The following is a 21276-nucleotide window of genomic DNA, read 5'->3' on the forward strand; positions in this document are numbered from 1 at the left end:
GTCACCTCCGGGTCCGGTGTGCCGCTCTCGTGGTGTCTTCACCCAGTGCTCGGGTGCCTTCACCCAGGGTCCCGCCCCTCCATCGTCGTCACTCGCCCCGCCCGGTGCCACCCGGACGTCGCGAGATGTCCCGGTCACCGTTTCGGCGCCCTCACCGGGGTACTCGGCAGGCGCCCGGAGCGGTACAGGCCGGACACTGGAGTCCTGCAGATGGCTGCCAGGCCGACGAGATCAGGACGCGACTGCCATGAACCACGACATGCCCTCCCCCGTCGGTACGACGGACGTCTTCTCCGCCCACTCCGTGTACGGGACGCCCTGCTGGGTGAGCCTGACCAGTCGCGACATCGGGACGACCGAGGATTTCTACACGGCCGTGCTGGGCTGGCGGTGGCGCCCTGCCCGGCTGGGCGAGCGGTTCAGGATCGCCCTGGTGGACGGCGCGCCGGTGGCCGGCCTCGCCGGGGTGGCCGACATGTGGCGGATGGCCGTGGCCTGGACCCCGTACTTCGCCGCGCGCAGCGCGGACGAGGCAGTGTCGCGGGTGCAGGAACGTGGCGGCACCCTGGCGGTCGGTCCCCTCTCCCTGCCTCCGGGGCGCGCGGCGCTGCTGGCCGACCGGGACGGCGCGACCTTCGGCGTCTGGGAGGGCGAGCTGTTCACCCACTGGCTCAGCTGGCGCCGGTCGCAGCCCGCCTTCATCAGGCTGCACACCCGTGACGCCTTCGACGCCGCGATCTTCTACGGCGAGGTCTTCGACTGGGGTGCGGCGGGGTCCGGCCGCACCGAGGTCGTCTACGAGGGCGACGAGGTGGTGCTGCGCAGTGACGGGCATGTGGTCGCCTGCATCGAGTCGGGGGCGCTGGGGTCGGCCCCCGATCCCGCGATCCGGCCGCGCTGGCAGGTCCACTTCACCGTGGCGGACGTGGCCGCGTGCGTCCGCGCCGCCGAGCGGCACGGCGGCAGCGTGCTGGCCCTGCGGGACGACGAGGCCGTGCTGCGTGACAACGAGGGCGCCCAGTTCACGGTGACCTCGCGCCGCGGCCGCTGATCCGGGCCCGTCGGGCGGTGCTCCCGACGGGCCCGCCCGTGTCTCATTTCGCGGTGAGTGACGGCCTGGACAGCAGCACCAGGCTGCGTGGTCCGACAGTCAGCCGGGTGCCCGCCTTGTGCTCCGACTCGTCGGGGACGCCGTCCGGGTCGGTGGTGTCGATCAGCGCCGTCCAGCGTTCGCCGTAGACGGCCGCCGGGAGCCGGAAGCCCACCGGTTCCCAGTGGCTGTTGAGCAGCAGCAGGAAGGAGTCGTCGACCAGGCGCCGGCCGCGCGGATCGGGTTCGGCGATGGCGTCGCCGTTGAGGAAGACGCCGACGCTGTGGGCGTCGGAGCGCTGCCAGTCGTCGTCGGCCATCTCCTCGGCGTTCGGCAGCAGCCACGCCAGGTCGGGCAGGTGCCGGCCCGCGCGGCGCGCGCTCTCGCCGCGGAAGAAGCGGCGCCGCCGCAGCACGGGGTGGGCGGCCCGCAGGGCGATGACCCGCCGGGTGAAGTCCAGCAGGGCGCGCTGCTCGTCGGTCGGCCGCCAGTCTATCCAGGAGATCTCGTTGTCCTGGCAGTAGGCGTTGTTGTTGCCGCGCTGGCTGCGACCCACTTCGTCGCCGTGGGAGAGCATCGGGATGCCCTGCGAAAGGAACAGGGTGGCAAGGAAGTTGCGCTGGCGGCGGGCCCGGAGTTCGAGCACGGACGGGTCGTCGGTGTCGCCCTCGGCGCCGCTGTTCCAGGACCGGTTGTGGCTCTCGCCGTCCCGGTTGCCCTCGCCGTTGGCCAGGTTGTGCTTGTCGTTGTACGAGACGAGGTCGCGCAGGGTGAAACCGTCGTGCGCGGTGACGAAGTTGACGCTGGCGCGGGGCCGCCGCCTGCTGTGCGCGTACAGGTCGGAGGAACCGGTGAGCCGGGAGGCGAACTCACCGAGCGTGTGCGGCTCGGCGCGCCAGAAGTCCCGTACGGCGTCCCGGTACTTGCCGTTCCACTCCGACCACAGCTGCGGGAAGTTGCCCACCTGGTAGCCGCCCTCACCCACGTCCCACGGTTCGGCGATCAGCTTGACGCGGCTGATCACGGGATCCTGCTGGATGAGGTCGAAGAACGCCGACAGCCGGTCCACCTCGTGGAACTGCCGGGCCAGCGTGGCCGCGAGGTCGAAGCGGAAGCCGTCGACGTGCATCTCGGTGACCCAGTACCGCAGCGAGTCCATGATCAGCTGAAGTACGTAGGGGTGGCGCATCAGCAGGCTGTTGCCGGTGCCGGTGGTGTCGTAGTAGTGCGACCAGTCACCGTCCACCAGGCGGTAGTACGAGGAGTTGTCGATGCCGCGGAACGAGAGGGTGGGGCCCTTCTCGTTGCCCTCGGCGGTGTGGTTGTAGACGACGTCCAGGATCACTTCGAGCCCTGCCTCGTGCAGGGTCCGCACCATCGTCTTGAACTCGGTGACCTGTTGGCCGCGGGTGCCGTGGGCGGCGTAGGCGTTGTGCGGGGCGAAGAAACCGATGGTGTTGTAGCCCCAGTAGTTGGCCAGGCCGCGGCTCTGCAGCACGCCGTCCTGAACGAACTGGTGCACCGGCATCAGCTCCACCGCGGTGACCCCCAGCGAGGTCAGGTGGTCCACCACCGCCGGGTGCGCCAGCCCGGCGTAGGTGCCGCGCAGTTCGGCGGGGACGTCGGGGTGGGCGCGGGTCATGCCCTTGACGTGGGCCTCGTAGATCACCGTGTCGGCGTACGACCGGCCGGGCCGGCTGTCGTCGCCCCAGTCGAACGCCGGGTCGGTCACCACACCCAGCATGGTGTGTCCGGCACTGTCGGCCCGATCGGGGCCGTCGGGTCGGCGCTCGTAGAGCGAGGGGTGGTTGTCGATCTGTCCGTCGACGGCCGTGGCGTACGGGTCGAGCAGCAGCTTCGCCGGGTTGCAGCGGTGCCCGGCTTCCGGTGCCCACGGCCCGTGCACCCGATAGCCGTAGCGCTGGCCGGGGCCGACACCGGGCAGGTAGCCGTGCCACACCGATCCGTCGACCTCGGTGAGCGGGACGCCCGTGTGCCGGCCGGCGTCGTCCACCAGGACGAGTTCGACGTGTTCGGCGACCTCGCTGAACAACGCGAAGTTGGTGCCCTCGCCGTCAGGGACCGCACCCAGCGGGTAGGGGCGCCCGCTCCACACGGGCGCCCCTTTCCGGTTGTTCCGTCGGGTCACCGGGCCGCCTCCAGAAGGCCGGCCGGGGTGCGCACCAGCCCGGCCAGCTGGGCGACACTGAGCACGCGGGGCAGGTCCAGGCCCTCGCTGAGCCTCGGACCGGGCGCGGTCGGCACCAGCGGGACGCGTTCGCCGGCCCGGGCCCGCCGCGAGAACCAGATGACCCTGCTGCCGGTCTCGGCGGCACAGCAGCCCCAGCCGTCGCTGCTGGCCGCGATGTGCTCCAGACAGCTCCGCAGCTCCTGGTCGGGGCGCAGCGCGCGGTCGTGGTCCCCGATGGCCGTGATGAGGTGCTGGCCGTTCCACCACATCTCGATCGACGTGTTCTTGTCGGTGGCGTGCTCGTCGATGGCGTGCAGCAGCATCTCGGTGCCGCGGCAGACGGACTCCATCAGGTTCTCCAGGTCCCAGTGCCGGAGGTGGGCGGCCAGAATGCGGCTGACCTGCCCCACCCGCTCCGGACTCACCTCCACGTCGAGGTGGTAGTAGCAGGGCACTGTCGTCTTCATCGTCGTTGGCTCCTCACCGCGAAGCTCCCGATTCACCTCGCCCTGCGGGGCGAGCCCCGAACACGAAACGTGAGCGGTTGGCGCTTCTGAGTCACCATCAGAGTGACCCGGTTGGTCCATCCGTGCAACACGAGCGTACGGCCGAGGCGCCCGGGGCGGCAGTTGGGCATGATGCGACCCGCCCCGAGCCTCACCGCCGAGCCGCATCCAGTCCGCACCCGACCCGCGCACCGCCTCTTAATGGTTGAAAAACCAACAAGACGCGGAGTTACCGCGCATGCACCATGTGTGAATACCCTCGATCGCCGTCACGGGTCCGTGCCGCCGTACGCACGACCGTCACCCTGCCGTCGGGAGTACGTGCCCCATCGAGCCACGGAGAGGTGAACGGCGCCATGCTGCTACCCGCCAGAGCCGAAGTCGCCCGGCAGTTGCGCCGCTACCGGGCCTGGGAACGCGTGATGCTCGCCGCCCCGACGGATCGCACGGTCCGCACCACGTTCGAGGACTCGGGATACACCCTCTGTGTGCTGATGGGAAAGCGCTGCGCGCGGGAGGCGGCCGACGCCGCCGAACGGTATCTGCGTACCAGTCCCGTCACCTACCTGCAGGAACAGAACGAGTGGACTCGTCCGGCCGCGAACGCGTGGCCCGGTCCGGCGGCGAACGACAGGCCGCGTCCGGCCGCCCCGGCGAGACGGGTCCCACCGTCGATCGAGCGGCGCTCCCCGGCGGGAAGGTAATGGACCTTCCCGCCTCAGTTTGGTCCCCACGACCGGGCGCCGGCCCGGCGTCGAGCACGGCGGAGGTGCAGACCCATGAAGACGACGCGGACCATCGGACGTATCCCCGTACGGGACGTCCGGCCGGCCGTCGAATGCGGCAGACGGCCGGCGAAGGCCGTCGTCGGTGAGACGTTCGAGGTGACGGCCACCGTGTTCCGTGAGGGGCACGAGGCGGTGGCCGCCAACGTCGTCCTGAAGGACCCCGAGGGCCGTCGGCGGCCGTTCATCCCGATGCGGGAGCTGGCGCCGGGCACGGACCGGTGGGGCGCGGAGGTCACCCCGGACATCGTGGGCCAGTGGACCTACCGCGTCGAGGCGTGGGGCGACCCCATCACGACCTGGCGCCGCCACGCGCGGAACAAGGTGCACGCCGGCATCGACACCGGTCTGGTGCTGGAGGAGGGCGGCGACCTGTACAAGCGGGCCGCCGCCGGAGTGCCCAAGGGCGACGGCCGCACCGCCGTGCTCGCCGCGGCGAAGCGGCTCCACGACGACTCCCTGCCCTGCGCCACCCGGTTGGCGGCGGCGTTGACGCCGGAGGTGGACGCGGTCCTGGCCCGCCACCCGCTGCGGGAACTGGTCACCACCGGCGATTCGATGCCCCTGCTCGTGGAACGCGAACGCGCCCTGTACGGCTCCTGGTACGAGTTCTTCCCCCGCTCCGAGGGCACCCCCCACCAGCCGCACGGCACCTTCCGCACCGCCGCCCGCCGGCTGCCCGCGATCGCCGCCATGGGCTTCGACGTCGTCTACCTCCCGCCCATCCACCCCATCGGCACCACCCACCGCAAGGGCCGCGACAACACCCTCACCGCCGCCCCCGACGACGTCGGCGTGCCCTGGGCCATCGGCTCCCCCGAGGGCGGCCACGACACCGTCCACCCCCAACTGGGCACCGCAAAGGACTTCACCTGGTTCGTCCGCCGCGCCGGCGAGCTGGGCCTGGAGGTCGCCCTGGACTTCGCCCTGCAGTGCTCCCCCGACCACCCCTGGGTGCACAAACACCCCCAGTGGTTCCACCACCGCCCCGACGGCACCATCGCCCACGCGGAGAACCCGCCCAAGAAGTACCAGGACATCTACCCGCTCGCCTTCGACACCGACCCCGGCGGCCTGGCCGCCGAGGCCTGCCGGCTGCTGCGACACTGGATGGCCATGGGCGTGCGGATCTTCCGGGTGGACAACCCGCACACCAAACCGGTCGCCTTCTGGGAACGCGTCCTGGCCGACATCAACCGCACCGACCCCGACGTGGTCTTTCTGGCGGAGGCCTTCACCCGCCCGGCGATGATGCACACCCTGGCCCAGATCGGCTTCCAGCAGTCCTACACCTACTTCACCTGGCGCACCACCAAGCGGGAACTGACCGAGTACCTCACCGAGCTGGCGGGGGAGGCGGCCTGCTACATGCGGCCCAACCTGTTCGCCAACACCCCCGACATCCTGCACGCCTACCTGCAGCACGGCGGCCGGCCCGCCTTCGCCGTGCGGGCCGTGCTGGCCGCCACCCTCTCGCCGTCCTGGGGCATCTACAGCGGCTACGAGCTGTGCGAGAACACCCCGCTGCGGGAGGGCTCCGAGGAGTACCTGCACTCGGAGAAGTACCAGCTCACCCCGCGGGACTGGGAGGGCGCCGAACGCCGGGGGGAGTCCCTCGCCCCCCTGATCACCCGCCTCAACACCATCCGACGGGMSMACCCSGCSCTGCGCKCAGCTSMGRRACCTSCRYTTCCACSASRCSGACMASGACGCCGGTCATCGCSTACWSSAARCGSARSGGMTCSRAYRCSGTSCTGGTGGTCGCCAACCTCGACCCGCACCACACCCAGGAGGCCACCGTCTCGTTGGACATGCCGCACCTCGGCCTGGACCGGCACGCGTCGGTGCCGGTGCGCGACGAGCTCACCGGCGAGACCTAYCACTGGGGCAGCACCAACTACGTGCGGCTGGAACCGGGCGGCGSGCATGYSCKCGTCRTCGKCCGGGGWGCCGACGGYCGCACGGCGCCGACCGCCACCGCCGCGGCCMCRGACGAGCACGGCACGGCTCCGCGACCGTCCACCCCGCAGATCGGAGGGTCACCCGCATCATGACCGTCAACGAGCCCGTGCCGGACACCTTCGAGGACACCCCGGCCAGGGACCGCGACCCGGACTGGTTCAAACGGGCCGTCTTCTACGAGGTCCTCGTCCGCTCCTTCCAGGACAGCAACGGCGACGGCATCGGCGACCTGAAGGGCCTGACCGCCAAACTCGACTACCTGCAATGGCTCGGCGTCGACTGCCTGTGGCTGCCCCCCTTCTTCACCTCCCCCCTGCGCGACGGCGGCTACGACGTCGCCGACTACACCGCCGTGCTGCCCGACTTCGGCGACCTCGCCGACTTCGTCGAGTTCACCGACGCCGCCCACCAGCGCGGCATGCGCGTGATCATCGACTTCGTCATGAACCACACCAGCGACCAGCACCCCTGGTTCCAGGCCTCCCGCAAGGACCCCGACGGCCCCTACGGCGACTACTACATGTGGGCCGACGACRACAAACAGTACCCGGACGCCCGGATCATCTTCGTCGACACCGAGGCCTCCAACTGGACCCACGACCCCATCCGCGGCCAGTACTACTTCCACCGCTTCTTCTCCCACCAGCCCGACCTCAACTACCAGAACCCGCGCGTCCAGGAAGAGATCCTGGCCGCCCTGCGCTTCTGGCTGGACCTGGGCATCGACGGCTTCCGGCTGGACGCGGTGCCCTACCTGTACGCCGCCGAGGGCACCAACTGCGAAAACCTGCCCGCCACCCACGCCTTCCTCAAACGGGTCCGCAAGGAGATCGACGCCCAGTACCCGGACACCGTCCTGCTCGCCGAGGCCAACCAGTGGCCGGAGGACGTCGTCGACTACTTCGGCGACTACACCGCCGGCGGCGACGAATGCCACATGGCCTTCCACTTCCCGGTCATGCCCCGCATCTTCATGGCGGTACGCCGCGAGTCACGCCACCCGGTCTCCGAGATCCTGGCCAAGACCCCCGCCATCCCCGCCGGCTGCCAGTGGGGCATCTTCCTGCGCAACCACGACGAGCTCACCCTGGAGATGGTCACCGACGAGGAACGCGACTACATGTGGGCCGAGTACGCCAAGGACCCCCGGATGCGCGCCAACATCGGCATCCGCCGCCGGCTGGCCCCGCTGCTGGACAACGACCGCAACCAGATCGAGCTGTTCACCGCCCTGCTGCTGTCCCTGCCCGGCTCGCCGATCCTCTACTACGGCGACGAGATCGGCATGGGCGACAACATCTGGCTCGGCGACCGCGACGCGGTGCGCACCCCGATGCAGTGGACCCCCGACCGCAACGCCGGCTTCTCCTCGGCGGACCCGGGCCGGCTGTTCTTGCCCACCATCATGGACCCGGTCTACGGCTACCAGGTCAGCAACGTCGAGGCGGCCATGGCCTCGCCGTCCTCGCTGCTGCACTGGACCCGCCGCATGATCGAGATCCGCAAGCAGAACCCCGCCTTCGGCCTGGGCTCCTACACCGAGCTGCCGTCCTCCAACCCGGCCGTGCTGGCCTTCTTGCGCCAGGCCCCCCCGGACGGGAGCGGCGGGGACGACCTGGTGCTGTGCGTGAACAACTTCTCCCGCTTCGCGCAGCCCACCGAGCTCGACCTGCGCGCCTTCGGGGGCCGTCATCCGGTCGAGCTGTTCGGCGGGGTGCGCTTCCCGGCCATCGGCGAACTGCCGTATCTGCTGACCCTGGGGGGCCACGGCTTCTACTGGTTCCGCCTGCGCGGGGACGCCGCGTAGCATCCGCCGACCCCGGGCGGGGCGGTTTCCCCCGCGCCGCCCGGGGCACGCATCAGTAACACCCCGACGATCCGGGGAAAGGACGCGACTGAAATGTCGGAAGCCGTCATACGTACGGTCGCACCCCCGCCCGGCCTCCTTGCGTCACTGGATCCACTGCTGAGGCAGTGGCTGCCGCGGCAACGCTGGTTCGCGGGCAAGGGGCGCCCGGTCACCGGGTTCACCCTGGTCGCGGCCACCGAGTTACTTCCGCCCAGCGCCAGGCTGGGCCTGTACCACCTGCTCGTCCGCGCCCACCAGCCCGCCCTGTCCGCCCCGGGCGGGGCCGACCGCCCCGGCGACTGCTACCAGCTGCTGCTGGGCGTGCGCGAGGCACTGCCGCCCAGGCTCGCACCCGCGTTGATCGGGCACCTGAGTCAGGGCCCGCTGGCCGGGCGGACGGTGTACGAGGCCCTGTACGACACCCGGCCCGCCGAACTGCTCCTGGAGGCCCTGCGCTCCCGGGCCCGGATCGGCGGGCTGCGCTTCGAGCGGGACCCGGGGCAGGAGATCGCGTCCGGTCTGGTGCCGCGACTGATGACCGTCGAGCAGTCGAACTCGTCCGTCGTCTATGGAGATACGTTCATTCTGAAGCTGTTGCGCCGGATCGTGCCCGGGAGCAACCCCGACCTGGAGCTGCCGCTGGCGCTGGCCCGCGAGGGCTGCCCCCGGGTGCCCCCGCCCACGGCCTGGCTGGTGGCAGATCCTGACGGCCCCGGCGCCACCGGCGGTCGTGGTGCCGCCGGGGCGCCGGCCGCACCCGAGCCGTATGTGCTGGGTGTGCTCCAGCCCTTCGTGCGGGGCGCGACGGACGGCTGGGAGCTGGCGCTGCGGGAGCTGGCCAAGGGCGAGGAATTCGTCGCCGAGGCACGGGCGCTGGGGCGGGCCACCGCCGAGGTGCACACCGCGCTGGCCCGCGCGCTGCCGACGGTCACCCTGGGCCGGAGCCGGCTGCGGCGCATGGTCGCCGGTATGGCCGAGCGGCTGGGGGCGGCGGTGCAGGCGGTGCCCGCGCTGCGGCCGTACGCGGACGGACTGGGCACCGCGTACACGGCGCTGGACGACCTGGCCGCCGAGGGGCAGACCTGGACCGCCCAGCGTGTGCACGGCGATCTGCACCTCGGCCAGTGCCTGCGGTCCCCGGCCGGGGAGTGGTCGCTGATCGACTTCGAGGGCGAACCGGCACGGCCGCTGGCCGAGCGGCGGATGCCGCAGCCCGTGGTACGGGACGTGGCCGGGATGCTGCGGTCCTTCGACTACGCGGCACGTTCCGCGGACCCGCCGCAGCCGGACTGGGCCGTGCGGTGCCGTGCGGCGTACTGCTCCGGCTACGCGGAGACCGCGGGCCGGGACCCGCGCACCGATCCGGTGCTGCTGCGCGCGTACGAGACGGACAAGGCCGTCTACGAGGTGCTGTACGAGGCCCGGCACCGCCCGGAGTGGCTGCGGGTCCCGATGGCCGCCGTACGCCGGCTCGCCGAACCCGGACCAGGGTGATCCGGTGATCCACACGATTCACTTCCGTCCGCCCCGCACGTCGACCAGGAGGCTCCGTCCGTGACCCCCCGTCCCGATTCCAGCGGTTCGCATCCGGAGCAGCCGGCCGAGCAGATGCCCCGGAAGACCACGGTGAAGAAGGCCACCGTGCAGAAAGACACCACGGTGAAGCGGGCCGCCGCCGCGAAGAAGACCGGGGTCAAGAAGACCTCTGCGAAGAAGGCCGTCGCGAAGAAGGCCGGGGCCGAGAAAGCCGGGGCGGCGAAGGCCGCCGAGAAGAAACCCGGGACGAGGAACGCCGGAACGAAGAGGGCGGGAACGAAGAAGGCCGGGGCGCGGAAGACCAAGGCGCGGCAGGCCGTCGGCAGTCCCCCGGCCGTCGGGCGGTCCGCGCCGCCCGAGCCGGAGATCGCGGTCTCCCCCGCCGTGGGCGCCGACGACCGGGAGCGGCTGCTGAACGGCACGCATCACGCCCCGCACTCCGTGCTCGGCGCGCACCCGGTGCCCGGCGGGGTCGTGTTCCGGACGTTCAAGCCGTACGCCCGGGCCGTGTCCGTGGTGTCCGGGGGCCTCACCGTCGACCTGCACGACGACGGGGACGGGTTCTTCTCGACACTGCTCCCGTTCCAAGAGATCCCGGCGTACCGGCTGCTCGTGACGTACGAGGGGACGGTGCGGGAGATCGAGGACGCGTACCGTCTGCTGCCCGCGCTCGGCGAGTTCGACCTGCACCTGATCGGCGAGGGGCGGCACGAGGAGCTGTGGACGGCGCTCGGCGCACACCCCATGACCCATCAGGGCGTGAGCGGCACCCGCTTCACCGTGTGGGCGCCGAACGCGCGCGGGGTGCGGGTGACGGGCGGGTTCAACTTCTGGGACGGCACCGGGCACCCGATGCGGTCGCTGGGCTCGTCCGGGGTGTGGGAGCTGTTCGTGCCGGAGGTCGGCGAGGGCGAGCTGTACAAGTTCGAGATCACCCGCCCCGACGGTTCGCGGACCCTGCGCGCCGACCCGATGGCGCGCCGCACGGAGGTCCCGCCGGCCACCTCGTCCATCGTCACGTCCTCGCGGTACGAGTGGGGTGACGCGCGGTGGCTGGAGCGCCGTGCCGAAGTACCCACGCACCAGGGCCCGTTCTCGGTGTACGAGGTTCACCTACCGTCGTGGCGACCTGGCTTGACGTACCGTCAACTCGCCGAGCAGCTCCCCGCGTACGTCAAGGACCTCGGGTTCACCCATGTCGAGCTGATGCCGGTCGCCGAGCATCCCTACGGTCCGTCCTGGGGCTACCAGGTCACGGGTTTCTACGCGCCCACGGCCCGGCTCGGCACCCCGGACGACTTCAGGTACCTGGTGGACTCGCTGCACCGGGCGGGCATCGGGGTGCTGATGGACTGGGTGCCGGCGCACTTCCCGCGCGACGAGTGGGCGCTGGCCGAGTTCGACGGACGGCCGCTGTACGAGCACGAGGATCCGCTGCGGGCCGCCCATCCCGACTGGGGGACCCTGGAGTTCGACTTCGGGCGGCGCGAGGTGCGCAACTTCCTGGTCGCCAACGCCGTGTACTGGTGCGAGGAGTTCCACATCGACGGGCTGCGGGTGGACGCCGTCGCCTCGATGCTGTACCTCGACTACTCGCGCGAGCCCGGCCAGTGGACGCCGAACGAGCACGGCGGCCGGGAGAACCTGGACGCGGTGGCGTTCCTCCAGGAGATGAACGCGACGGTGTACCGCAGGGTGCCGGGGGTGGTGACGATCGCGGAGGAGTCCACGGCCTGGGACGGGGTCACCCGGGCCACCCACCACGGGGGCCCGAGCGGTTTCGGCGGGCTCGGTTTCGGGCTGAAGTGGAACATGGGCTGGATGCACGACTCGCTCCGGTACATGAGCCACGAACCGGTCCACCGCCGGTACCACCACGGCGAGATGACGTTCTCGATGGTGTACGCCTACAGCGAGAACTACGTGCTGCCGATCTCGCACGACGAGGTCGTGCACGGCAAGCGGTCCCTGGTGTCGAAGATGCCCGGCGACTGGTGGCAGCAGCGCGCCGACCTGCGCGCCTACCTCGGCTTCATGTGGGCCCACCCGGGCAAGCAACTGCTTTTCATGGGGCAGGAGTTCGCACAGGGCGCCGAGTGGTCGGAGGCACACGGCCCGGACTGGTGGCTGCTGGATCCGGCCTACGGCGCGGAGGCCGACCACCGCGGGGTGCGCGATCTGGTGCGCGACCTCAACACCGAGTACGGGCGCACCCCCGCGCTGTGGCGGTGCGACACCGAGCCCTCCGGTTTCCGGTGGGTGGCCGGGCACACGGACGAGGACGCCGAGGACAACGTGCTGGCGTTCCTGCGGTACGACTCCGACGGCTCCCCGCTGCTCGCGGTGTCCCACTTCGCCCCCGTCGTCCGGCACGAGTACCGCATCGGTGTCCCCGACGACGTGCCCGCCTGGCACGAGGTCCTGAACACCGACGCGGCCCGCTACGGCGGCAGCGACGTGGGCCGGCCGGACCCGGTCAAGCCGGAGCCGCAGGGACGGCACGGCTTCCCGGCGAGCATCCGGCTGACCCTGCCGCCCCTGGCGACGGTGTGGCTGCGCCCGGCCTGAGCCCTGACGGGTGCGCTACACCAGGGCGTCGGCCAGCGGCTTCGGCAGCGGCTCGGTGTGCAGGACGCCGAGCCGCTGGGTGGCGCGGGTCAGTGCCACGTACAGGTCGCTGGTGCCGTAGCGCCCTGGCTCGACCACGAGGACGGAGTCGAACTCCAGCCCCTTGGCCTGCCGCGGGTCGAGCAGGACCACGCCGTGCGTCAGATCGGGCTCGGCGCCGGCCGTGACCCCGTCCAGCCGGGCGGCCAGCGCGCGGTGCAGCTCTCGCGGGGCGACGACGGCGAGCCGGCCTTCCTGTGGTCCGCCGAGTTCCGCGACGGCCTCGGCGACGGCGCCGGGCAGGTCGTCGGTGGCGCGGGCCCAGGGGCGTACGCCGGTGGAGCGGACCGAACCGGGCGGCTCGAAGCCGGGGTGCTCGGCGCGGACCACGGCCGCCGCGACGTCCATGATCTCGGCCGGGGTGCGGTAGTTGACGCCGAGCCGGGTGTGCTCCCAGCGGTCCTCGACGTACGGGGCGAGGATGTCCTCCCAGGAGCCGACACCGCCCGCCTCCGACGTCTGCGCGGGGTCTCCGACCAGGGTCATCGAGCGGGTCGGGCTGCGCCGCATCAGCAGCCGCCAGGCCATCGGCGACAGCTCCTGCGCCTCGTCGACGATGATGTGCCCGAACGCCCAGGTGCGGTCCGCGGCGGCCCGTTCGGCGGCGCTGCGGTGGTCGTCCTCCTCGTGCCGCTCGGCGAAGCGCTCGGCGTCGATGATGTCGTGCGCGGACAGCACCTCGGAGGACTCGGGGTCGTCCTCCTCCTTGTCCTCGAACTCGAAGGTCCGGGAGGCGTACGACACGTCCAGTACGCCCTGCGCGTAGGCGATCTGCGTGCGCCGCTCGCGGTCGGCCCGTTCCCGCGCCGGCCGGTCGTCCTCGCCGAGGAGTTCGGCGGCCTCGTCGAGCAGCGGCACGTCGGCGACGGTCCAGTGCCTGGTCACCGGGCGGCGGATCGCGGCGGCGTCCTCGGCGGGCAGGAAGTCCTCGGGCTCGGCGAGGAAGTCGGCGACCAGCCGCTGCGGGGTGAGCAGGGGCCACAACCGGTCGACGGCGGACCACACCTCGGGGTTCTCGGCGAGTTCGTCGCGGATCTGGGTGATGTCGCTGGGGTCGAGCAGATTGGAGCCGTCGTAGGGGTCGGTGCCGATGCGTTCGGCGACCATGTCGGTGAGCGTGTTGAGGATGTGGCCCTCGAAGTACTCGCGGGACGCGTTGTGCGGCAGCTTGGCGGCGCGGGTGCGTTCCCGGGCGACCCGCACCAGACCGTCGTCGAGCATCAGGATCTCGCGGTCGTGCTCGATGGTGATCACCGGGTCGGGCAGCGCCTGCCGACCGCGGACGACCTCGGCGAGGACGTCCGCCATGTCCGCCCGGCCCTTCACGGCGGCGGCCTCGGGGGTGTCCGCCCTGGTGGCCCGCACGCCGGGGAACAGCTCGCCGACGGTCGAGAGGAGCACCCCGGTCTCGCCGAGGCTGGGCAGCACCTCTCCGATGTAGCCGAGGAACGCCGGGTTGGGTCCGACGATCAGGACGGCGCGGCGGGCCAGCAGTTCGCGGTACTCGTAGAGGAGGTAGGCGGCGCGGTGCAGGGCGACCGCGGTCTTGCCGGTGCCGGGGCCGCCCTCGACCACCAGCACGCCCCGGTGCGGGGCCCGGATGATGCGGTCCTGGTCGGCCTGGATGGTGCGCACGATGTCGCCCATGCGGCCGGTGCGCGCGGAGTTGAGCGCGGCGAGCAGCACGGCGTCGCCGGTCGGGTCCTCGTGGCCGGTGCGGGTCTCGTCGCCGAGGTCGAGGATCTCGTCGTGCAGGGCGGTGACCCGGCGTCCCTCGCTGGTGATGTGCCGGCGGCGCCTGAGGCCCATCGGGGTGTGGCCGGTGGCCAGGTAGAAGGGGCGGGCGACGTCGGCGCGCCAGTCGATCAGGACGGGGGTGCGCTCCTCGTCGTCGGCGCGCAGACCGATACGGCCGATGTGGTGGGTGTCGCCACTGGAGAGGTCGATCCGGCCGAAGCAGAGGGAGCCGTCCACCGCGTTCAGCGCGGCGAGCAGCCCGGACCGCTCGGCGACGAGGATGTCCCGCTCCAGCCTGGCCTGCATGGGCGTGTCGCCCTGGCCGAGCGCGTCCGTGACGGACACCTCGGTGTCGCCGCGCAGGGCGTCCACCCGTGCGTACAGTCCGTCGATGAATTCCTGTTCCTGTCGGAATTCATGGTCCGGAAATTCGCTGTTTGACAATTCCGCTCCCGCCCGGATACACTGTGCCTACTGAACTTCACTGTGACTTGCCGCAATTGAAGTCGCAAGTCAATGAATATACGCAACGAAAACCCCCGGGCGCAATTACCCGGGGGTTTTCCCGTGTCCGGTACCGGCGCGGGACGGCGGCTCAGATCACCTCGGCCAGTTCCTCCAGCAGCCGCCGCTTGGGCCTGGCGCCCACCATCGACCGCAGCGGCTCCCCGCCCCGGAACACCATGAACGTCGGCATCGACAGCACCTTGTACGCGTTGGTGGTCGCCGGGTTGGCGTCCACGTTCAGCTGCACGACCTTCAGCCGCTCGCCCTGCTCGGCGGCGAGCGCGCTCAGCACCGGCACCATCTGCCGGCACGGCGGACACCAGTCGGCGGTGAACTCCACCAGCACCGGCAGCTCGGCTCCGATCACCTCCGTCGCGAAGTCCGCGTCAGTCACTTCCCTCACGCCTTTCGCCCTGCTCATCCGTGCCGCCCTCCGAGTTCGCACACCGGTTCCGGACCCCCCGGAACCGCAGCGTCGGCCGCCAGCTCGTCGCGCGCCCTCTCCGCCCGGGCCAGTTGCTCCCCGACGCTCGCCCGTACGGTCTGCAGCTCGCCGATGAGCGCGTCGAGTTCGTCCAGCTTGCGCCGGTAGACCGCGAGCGACGCGGGGCACGAGTCGCCCTCGGGGTGCCCGGCCCGCAGACACTCCACGAACGGCCGGGTCTCCTCCAGCTCGAACCCGAAGTCCTGGAGCGTCCGGATCTGCCGCAGCAGCTTGAGGTCGTTCTCGTCGTACGTCCGGTGGTTGTTGTCCGTACGCCGCGCGGGCAGCAGTCCCCGCGACTCGTAGTACCGCAGCGTCCGTGTGGTGGTTCCGGCGCGTGCGGCCAGCTCGCCGATTCGCATACCGGTGAACGTACGCCTTGACGTCGGCGTCAGGGCAAGACCGGGCGGGGCGGCGAAAGGGCCGAGCGGCCGGGCTCACGGGGGAAGGAGTCCGGCCGCTCGGCGGCGGGGGAAGCCCGGGAGGGCTGTGCGCGTCAGGCCTTGGCGAGTTCCTTCTCGCCGCCCGCTGCGGGGGCCTCGGCACGGTCGGCGGGGCCGGTGCCGTCGTGGTCGTCCAGCAGGGTGGTCTCGTCGAAGGGGATGGCCCCGGAGAGGACCTGGTTCACCCGCTCCTTGTCGATCTCCTTGGTCCAGGTGCCGATCAGCACCGTGGCGACCGCGTTGCCCGCGAAGTTGGTCAGGGCGCGGGCCTCGCTCATCAGGCGGTCGATGCCGACGATCAGGCCGATGCCGTCCACCAGGGCCGGCTTGTGCGACTGCAGACCACCGGCCAGCGTCGCCAGGCCGGCACCGGAGACACCGGCGGCGCCCTTGGAGGCGACCAGCAGGAAGAGCAGCAGCGTGACCTGCTCGCCCATCGACATCGGCGTGCCCAGGGCGTCGGCGATGAACAGCGAGGCCATGGTCATGTAGATCATGGTGCCGTCGAGGTTGAAGGAGTAACCGGTCGGGACGGTGATGCCGACCACCGGCTTGCTGACGCCCACGTGCTCCATCTTCGCGATGAGCCGCGGCAGCGCCGACTCGGACGAGGAGGTGGACAGGATCAGCAGGAACTCACGGCCCAGGTACTTGAACAGGCTCAGGACGTTCAGGCCCGCGACGATCCGCAGCAGCGCGCCGAGCACCACGAAGATGAACAGCGCACAGGTGATGTAGAAGCCGAGCATCAGCACCGCGAGGCTCTTCAGCGCGTCCAGGCCCGCCGAGCCGGTGACCGCGGCCATGGCGCCGAACGCACCGACCGGGGCGGCCCACATGATCATGGCGAGGACCCGGAAGACCAGCCGCTGGATGTGCTCGATGCCGCGCAGGACCGGCTGGCCGGCGTTGCCCATGGCCTGCAGCGCGAAGCCGCACAGCAGGGCGACCAGCAGGGTCTGCAGGACCTCGCCCTGGGTGAAGGCGGACACGATCGTGGTCGGGATGATGCCGAGCAGGAACTCGGTGGTGTCCTTGGCCTCCGTGTCGACCTGGGCCTGACCGGTCTCCTTGACCGCGTCGGTGACCGCGAGACCCGTGCCGGGGTCCAGGATGTTGCCGACGACCAGGCCGATGCCGAGCGCGACCAGCGACATGATCAGGAAGTAGACCATGGCGATACCGCCGACGGCGCCGACCTTGGCGGCCTTCCGCACGGAGCCGATGCCCAGCACGATGGTGCAGAAGATGATCGGCGAGATCATCATCTTGATCAGGCTCACGAAGCCGGTGCCGATCGGCTTCAGCTCGACCGCGAAGTCGGGGACTGTCAGACCGACGGCGATACCGAGGGCGACCGCGATGATCACCGCGATGTAGAGATAGTGCGTGCGGTCCCGCTTCACTTTGGGAGCGGCAGGTGCCGTATCGGTGGTGCTGGTCACGGCGGCCTCCTTGATGACGTCGTCGGCATCGACCGGCGTGCGGCTCACGTCCGGGGGATGAGATTTCGGGGAACGCCGTGACTATGTCCCGTCTTGTGAGCGCGGTCACCCTTCCGTTCATTTAGTTCATGCCTACACGGCAGGCAGACTGTCGGAATGCGCATCGCCCTCCCCCGACCCCGCAGCCTCGCGGGCCAGCTCTTCGCCATGCAGGCGGTGCTGATAGCGGTCCTCGTGGTGGGATACGCGCTGTTCAGCTACTTCAGCGACCGCGGCCAGGCCGAGGAGGCGGCGAGCCACCAGGCACGGGCCGTGGCCCTCTCGGTGGCCGACTCCCCGTCGGTGCGCGAGTCGATCCGTACCTCCGATCCCTCGGCCACGCTCCAGCCGTACGCGCTGGCGGTGGTGCGCGACACCGACGTCGACTTCGTCACGATCATGAATCCGCAGGGCATCCGCTGGACCCACCCCGACCCGGACCAGCTCGGCCTGCCCTTCCGCGGCCACACCGCGCCCGCCCTGGAGGGCCGGACGTTCACCGAGACCTACACCGGCACCCTCGGTCCGTCCGTCCGCGCGGTCACCCCGGTCCGGGACGGCGACCGGATCGTCGGCCTGGTCAGCGCGGGCATCCGGGTCGACGAGATCAGCCAGCGCGCGCAGGCCCAGCTGACGGCCCTGCTCACCGTCGCGACCGGTGCGCTCGGACTGGGCGCGATCGGCACGTACGTCATCAACGCCCGCCTGCGCCGGCACACCCACGGGATGAACGCGAGGGAGCTCAGCCACATGCACGACTACCATCAGGCCGCGCTGCACGCCGTGCGCGAGGGGCTGCTGATGCTGGACGGGCAGTACAGGGTGGCGCTGATCAACGACGGTGGCAGGGAGCTGCTGGGTGTGGCTCCTGAGGAGGACGTGGTGGGCAGGTCGGTCGCGGAGCTCAGCCTCCCGACACCGCTGACGGGCGCGCTGCTCGCCTCGGAGCCCCGGGTGGACGAGGTGCATCTCACCGCGGACCGGGTGCTGGTCGTGAACACCTCACCGGTGTCGGGCGGTGAACGGCGCGGTTCGGTGGTGACCCTGCGCGATGTGACCGAGCTCCAGTCGCTGATGGGCGAGCTGGACTCGGAGCGGGGCTTCACGCAGGCACTGCGCTCGCAGGCGCACGAGGCGGCGAACCGGCTGCACACCGTCGTCTCGCTGATCGAGCTGGACCGGGCCGAGGAGGCGGTGGACTTCGCGACCGCCGAGCTGGAACTCGCCCAGGCGCTCACCGACCAGGTGGTGGCGGCGGTGGGCGAGCCGGTGCTGGCCGCACTGCTGCTGGGCAAGACGGCCCAGGCCCACGAGCGGGGCGTGGAGCTGGTGGTATCGCCGGCCAGCCGGCTGGACGACGGGCTGCTGCCGGACAGCCTGCCCGCCCGCGACCTGGTCACCGTCCTGGGCAACCTGATCGACAACGCGGTGGACGCGGCTCAGGGCGGCCTCAGTGCCCGGGTGACGGTCACGGCCCTCACCGACGCGGGCGCGGAGCTGATCCTGCGGGTGTCCGACACCGGCCCGGGCGTGGCCCCGGACCACACCGAGGCGGTCTTCCAGCGGGGCTTCACGACCAAGCCGTCGGGGCCGGACGGCCGTGGGCTGGGGCTGGCGCTGGTACGGCAGGTGGTGCACCGGCACGGCGGCACGCTGTCGGTGACCTCGGCGGAGGAAGGCGGCGCCTGCTTCGAGGTACTGCTCCCGCTGCGGGCCGCCGACGGGGTCACGGCCGGTAGCGGTGCGGACGCGGAGGGCGTCGGCTCCGGCACGGGAGGCGGGGCATGACCGACAGACCCATCCGTGTCCTGGTGGTGGAGGACGACCCGGTCGCCGCCGACGCCCATGTGATGTACGTCGGCCGGGTGCCGGGATTCGTCGCGGTGGGCAAGGCGACGACGGGCGCCGAGGCCCGCCGGGCGCTGGAACGCACCTCCGTCGACCTGCTCCTCCTCGACCTGCATCTGCCCGATGTGCACGGACTGCAGCTGGCCCGCTCGCTGCGGACGGCCGGACACCACGCGGACGTCGTCGCGGTGACGTCGGCACGGGACCTCGCGGTGGTGCGCGAGGGGGTGTCGCTGGGCGTCGTCCAGTACGTGCTGAAACCGTTCACCTTCGCGACGCTGCGGGACCGCCTGGTGCGGTACGCCGAGTTCCGCGCGGCCGTGGGCGAGGCCAGCGGCCAGGCCGAGGTGGACCGCGCGCTGGCCACCCTGCGCGCCCCCGGGCCGGCCGCCCTGCCCAAGGGGCTGAGCGCACCGACCCTGGAGCGGGTGACGGTGGCCCTGCGTGACGCCGGTGAGGGCCTGACCGCGAGCGGGGTGGCGGAGGCGGTGGGCATCTCCCGCATCACCGCCCGCCGCTACCTGGAACACCTGGTGGACGCGGGCCGCGCGGCCCGGCGCCCGCAGTACGGGACCGTGGGACGACCGGAGTTGCAGTACCGGTGGGTGACGGGGCGGTGAGGTGCTGAGGCACACAAAGCCTTCACCGAGTACGGCGCCTGCCCCGCGCCTCGCACCGCGCGTCCAGCCGTGCCTCCCGCCGGCCCGGGCGGTGCGGGCGCTCGCGGCCTGTCCGCTCTCCCGTTTCCGCTCCGGCTCAACCGGCCGTTCCCGCTGACGATCCTCTTCGCGCCGAGTCCGCCGACCACCGCGTTGATGGTCCCGGTTTCGCGCCGGGCGGGGTGGTCGAGGGGTGAGGGCGAGGCGGCCGGGGCCGGCGCGGGTGGGCCCGCGCACGTCTTCTCCCCGACCGCCGGGGCCGGTCAGAAGACCGACTCGGCCTCGTCCATGCGGTCCTGCGGGACCGTCTTCAGTTCGGTGACGGCCTCCGCGAGCGGGACCATCACGATGTCGGTGCCGCGCAGCGCGGTCATCCGGCCGAACCGCCCCTGGTGCGCGGCCTCCACCGCGTGCCAGCCGAAGCGGGTGGCGAGCACCCTGTCGTACGCGGTCGGCGTGCCACCGCGCTGGATGTGGCCGAGGATGACCGGCCTGGCCTCCTTGCCGAGGCGCCGCTCCAGTTCACCGGCCAGTGCCGTGCCGATGCCCTGGAAGCGCTCGTGGCCGAACTTGTCGATCTCGCCCTTGCCGTAGTCCATGGTGCCGTCGGCGGGGTGGGCGCCCTCGGCGACGCAGATCACCGCGAACTTCTTGCCGCGGGCGAAGCGCGCCTCGACCATCTTGACCAGCTGGGCCGGGTCGAAGGCCCGCTCGGGCAGGCAGATGCCGTGGGCGCCGGCGGCCATGCCGGACTCCAGGGCGATCCAGCCCGCGTGCCGGCCCATGACCTCGACGACCATCACCCGCTGGTGGGACTCGGCGGTGGTCTTCAGCCGGTCCATCGCCTCGGTGGCGACGCCGACGGCGGTGTCGAAGCCGAAGGTGCGGTCGGTGGAGGAGATGTCGTTGTCGATCGTCTTCGGGACGCCGACCACCGGCAGTCCCGCGTCCGACAGCATGCGGGCGGCGGTGAGCGTGCCCTCGCCGCCGATCGGGATGAGCGCGTCGATGCCGAAGTCGCGGATCATGTCGGAGGCGTTCTCGCAGGCCTCGCGGAGCCGGTCGCGCTCCAGCCGGGAGGAACCGAGGATGGTGCCGCCGCGGGCCAGGATGCCGCTGACCGCGTTGAGGTCGAGGGTCCGGTAGTGGCCGTCGAGCAGGCCCGCGTAGCCGTCCTCGAAGCCGATGACCTCGTCGCCGTAGTTGTCGACCGCTCGGTGCACAACCGACCGGATCACGGCGTTCAGGCCGGGGCAGTCGCCGCCTGCGGTGAGAACTCCGATACGCATCGTGTTGTCGTCTCCTGGTCGCTTTGTATCCCGGTGAGCCACCTTCGATTGTTCCATGCCGCCCGGCACTCCGGTCCCCCGTCCCGGCCGCCCATCGATTTCCCGCCCCGGCCCCGGGCCCCACGGGCGGGCGCCCCCCACCAGCGCCGGAGGTACTGTCGAGGGGGACCAGCCCGCTCCGGCGAGCGCGGCATCCGGGCCGGATCCCGCAGGGCCGACAAGCACCGCGAGACCCCCGA

Annotated in this window: 14 protein-coding genes and 2 pseudogenes; 9 read left to right on the forward strand and 7 right to left on the reverse strand. The window is 71.5% G+C overall.

The window, feature by feature from the left end; translation table 11 throughout:
- The first annotated feature begins 247 nt into the window (after window positions 1–247).
- Complete coding sequence (locus DIZ27_RS09885; protein WP_109377966.1) at window positions 248–1051, forward strand: VOC family protein; 804 nt, start codon at window positions 248–250, stop codon at window positions 1049–1051.
- Between the two features lie 43 nt (window positions 1052–1094).
- Here the strand turns inward: DIZ27_RS09885 and glgX are convergent, their stop codons facing one another.
- Complete coding sequence (gene glgX / locus DIZ27_RS09890) at window positions 1095–3239, reverse strand: glycogen debranching protein GlgX (protein ID WP_109377967.1); 2145 nt, start codon at window positions 3237–3239, stop codon at window positions 1095–1097.
- Window positions 3236–3748 carry a pep a2 gene (locus DIZ27_RS09895; protein WP_109377968.1) on the reverse strand — a complete coding sequence of 171 codons (513 nt, stop codon included), beginning with the start codon at window positions 3746–3748 and terminating at the stop codon, window positions 3236–3238. The genes glgX and DIZ27_RS09895 overlap by 4 nt, the downstream gene beginning before the upstream one ends.
- Window positions 3749–4143: 395 nt before the next feature.
- On the opposite strand from DIZ27_RS09895, the gene DIZ27_RS09900 reads away from it, so the two are divergent.
- The 5 genes and pseudogenes from DIZ27_RS09900 (at window position 4144) to glgB (ending at window position 12487) form a co-directional block, all read left to right on the forward strand.
- Window positions 4144–4491 carry a DUF5133 domain-containing protein gene (locus DIZ27_RS09900; protein ID WP_109378097.1) on the forward strand — a complete coding sequence of 116 codons (348 nt, stop codon included), beginning with the start codon at window positions 4144–4146 and terminating at the stop codon, window positions 4489–4491.
- Window positions 4492–4566: 75 nt separating this feature from the next.
- A pseudogene (locus DIZ27_RS09905) lies at window positions 4567–6626 on the forward strand (alpha-1,4-glucan--maltose-1-phosphate maltosyltransferase).
- Window positions 6623–8341: a maltose alpha-D-glucosyltransferase gene (treS, locus tag DIZ27_RS09910; RefSeq protein WP_109377969.1), complete on the forward strand. Its 1719-nt coding sequence runs from the start codon at window positions 6623–6625 to the stop codon at window positions 8339–8341. Before DIZ27_RS09905 ends, treS begins: the two are co-directional and overlap by 4 nt.
- Before the next feature lie 93 nt (window positions 8342–8434).
- Window positions 8435–9877 carry a maltokinase gene (locus DIZ27_RS09915; protein ID WP_109377970.1) on the forward strand — a complete coding sequence of 481 codons (1443 nt, stop codon included), beginning with the start codon at window positions 8435–8437 and terminating at the stop codon, window positions 9875–9877.
- A gap of 60 nt (window positions 9878–9937) precedes the next feature.
- Window positions 9938–12487 (forward strand): 1,4-alpha-glucan branching enzyme, encoded by a 2550-nt coding sequence (gene glgB / locus DIZ27_RS09920; RefSeq protein WP_109377971.1) that lies wholly within the window; start codon window positions 9938–9940, stop codon window positions 12485–12487.
- 15 nt (window positions 12488–12502) lie between these two features.
- Here glgB and DIZ27_RS09925 read toward each other — a convergent pair whose 3' ends face one another.
- The 4 genes from DIZ27_RS09925 to DIZ27_RS09940 form a co-directional block, all read right to left on the reverse strand.
- On the reverse strand, window positions 12503–14785 hold the full coding sequence (locus DIZ27_RS09925) for an AAA family ATPase (protein WP_109377972.1): 2283 nt from the start codon (window positions 14783–14785) through the stop codon (window positions 12503–12505).
- Window positions 14786–14918: 133 nt separating this feature from the next.
- Entirely contained in the window at window positions 14919–15233 is a 315-nt protein-coding gene (locus DIZ27_RS09930) for a co-chaperone YbbN (protein ID WP_109377973.1), read from the reverse strand.
- A 14-nt stretch (window positions 15234–15247) separates the two neighbouring features.
- On the reverse strand, window positions 15248–15676 hold the full coding sequence (locus DIZ27_RS09935; RefSeq protein WP_109377974.1) for a MerR family transcriptional regulator: 429 nt from the start codon (window positions 15674–15676) through the stop codon (window positions 15248–15250).
- A 134-nt stretch (window positions 15677–15810) separates the two neighbouring features.
- On the reverse strand, window positions 15811–17202 hold the full coding sequence (locus DIZ27_RS09940) for a cation:dicarboxylate symporter family transporter (protein WP_109378098.1): 1392 nt from the start codon (window positions 17200–17202) through the stop codon (window positions 15811–15813).
- 156 nt (window positions 17203–17358) lie between these two features.
- On the opposite strand from DIZ27_RS09940, the gene DIZ27_RS09945 reads away from it, so the two are divergent.
- From DIZ27_RS09945 to DIZ27_RS46935, 3 genes and pseudogenes are all read left to right on the forward strand, one after another.
- Window positions 17359–19029 (forward strand): sensor histidine kinase, encoded by a 1671-nt coding sequence (locus tag DIZ27_RS09945; RefSeq protein ID WP_109377975.1) that lies wholly within the window; start codon window positions 17359–17361, stop codon window positions 19027–19029.
- Window positions 19026–19709 carry a response regulator gene (locus tag DIZ27_RS09950; protein WP_109377976.1) on the forward strand — a complete coding sequence of 228 codons (684 nt, stop codon included), beginning with the start codon at window positions 19026–19028 and terminating at the stop codon, window positions 19707–19709. The genes DIZ27_RS09945 and DIZ27_RS09950 overlap by 4 nt, the downstream gene beginning before the upstream one ends.
- Window positions 19710–19806: 97 nt before the next feature.
- Window positions 19807–19916 (forward strand): annotated as a pseudogene (locus DIZ27_RS46935) (carbohydrate ABC transporter permease); the annotation flags it as partial.
- A 95-nt stretch (window positions 19917–20011) separates the two neighbouring features.
- On the opposite strand, the gene DIZ27_RS09960 reads toward DIZ27_RS46935, so the two are convergent.
- Window positions 20012–21037 carry an ATP-dependent 6-phosphofructokinase gene (locus DIZ27_RS09960; RefSeq protein ID WP_109377977.1) on the reverse strand — a complete coding sequence of 342 codons (1026 nt, stop codon included), beginning with the start codon at window positions 21035–21037 and terminating at the stop codon, window positions 20012–20014.
- Between the last annotated feature and the right edge of the window lie 239 nt (window positions 21038–21276).

Source organism: Streptomyces sp. NWU339, from assembly GCF_003143855.1.
Lineage (GTDB): Bacteria > Actinomycetota > Actinomycetes > Streptomycetales > Streptomycetaceae > Streptomyces.

Excerpts from the sequence above, each read along its gene's own strand:
- DIZ27_RS09885 (WP_109377966.1), top strand. The coding sequence starts at position 248 with ATGAACCACGACATGCCCTCCCCCGTCGGTACGACGGACGTCTTCTCC.
- DIZ27_RS09895 (WP_109377968.1), bottom strand. The coding sequence starts at position 3,748 with ATGAAGACGACAGTGCCCTGCTACTACCACCTCGACGTGGAGGTGAGT.
- DIZ27_RS09900 (WP_109378097.1), top strand. The coding sequence starts at position 4,144 with ATGCTGCTACCCGCCAGAGCCGAAGTCGCCCGGCAGTTGCGCCGCTAC.
- DIZ27_RS09915 (WP_109377970.1), top strand. The coding sequence starts at position 8,435 with ATGTCGGAAGCCGTCATACGTACGGTCGCACCCCCGCCCGGCCTCCTT.
- DIZ27_RS09935 (WP_109377974.1), bottom strand. The coding sequence starts at position 15,676 with ATGCGAATCGGCGAGCTGGCCGCACGCGCCGGAACCACCACACGGACG.
- DIZ27_RS09945 (WP_109377975.1), top strand. The coding sequence starts at position 17,359 with ATGCGCATCGCCCTCCCCCGACCCCGCAGCCTCGCGGGCCAGCTCTTC.
- DIZ27_RS09950 (WP_109377976.1), top strand. The coding sequence starts at position 19,026 with ATGACCGACAGACCCATCCGTGTCCTGGTGGTGGAGGACGACCCGGTC.
- DIZ27_RS09960 (WP_109377977.1), bottom strand. The coding sequence starts at position 21,037 with ATGCGTATCGGAGTTCTCACCGCAGGCGGCGACTGCCCCGGCCTGAAC.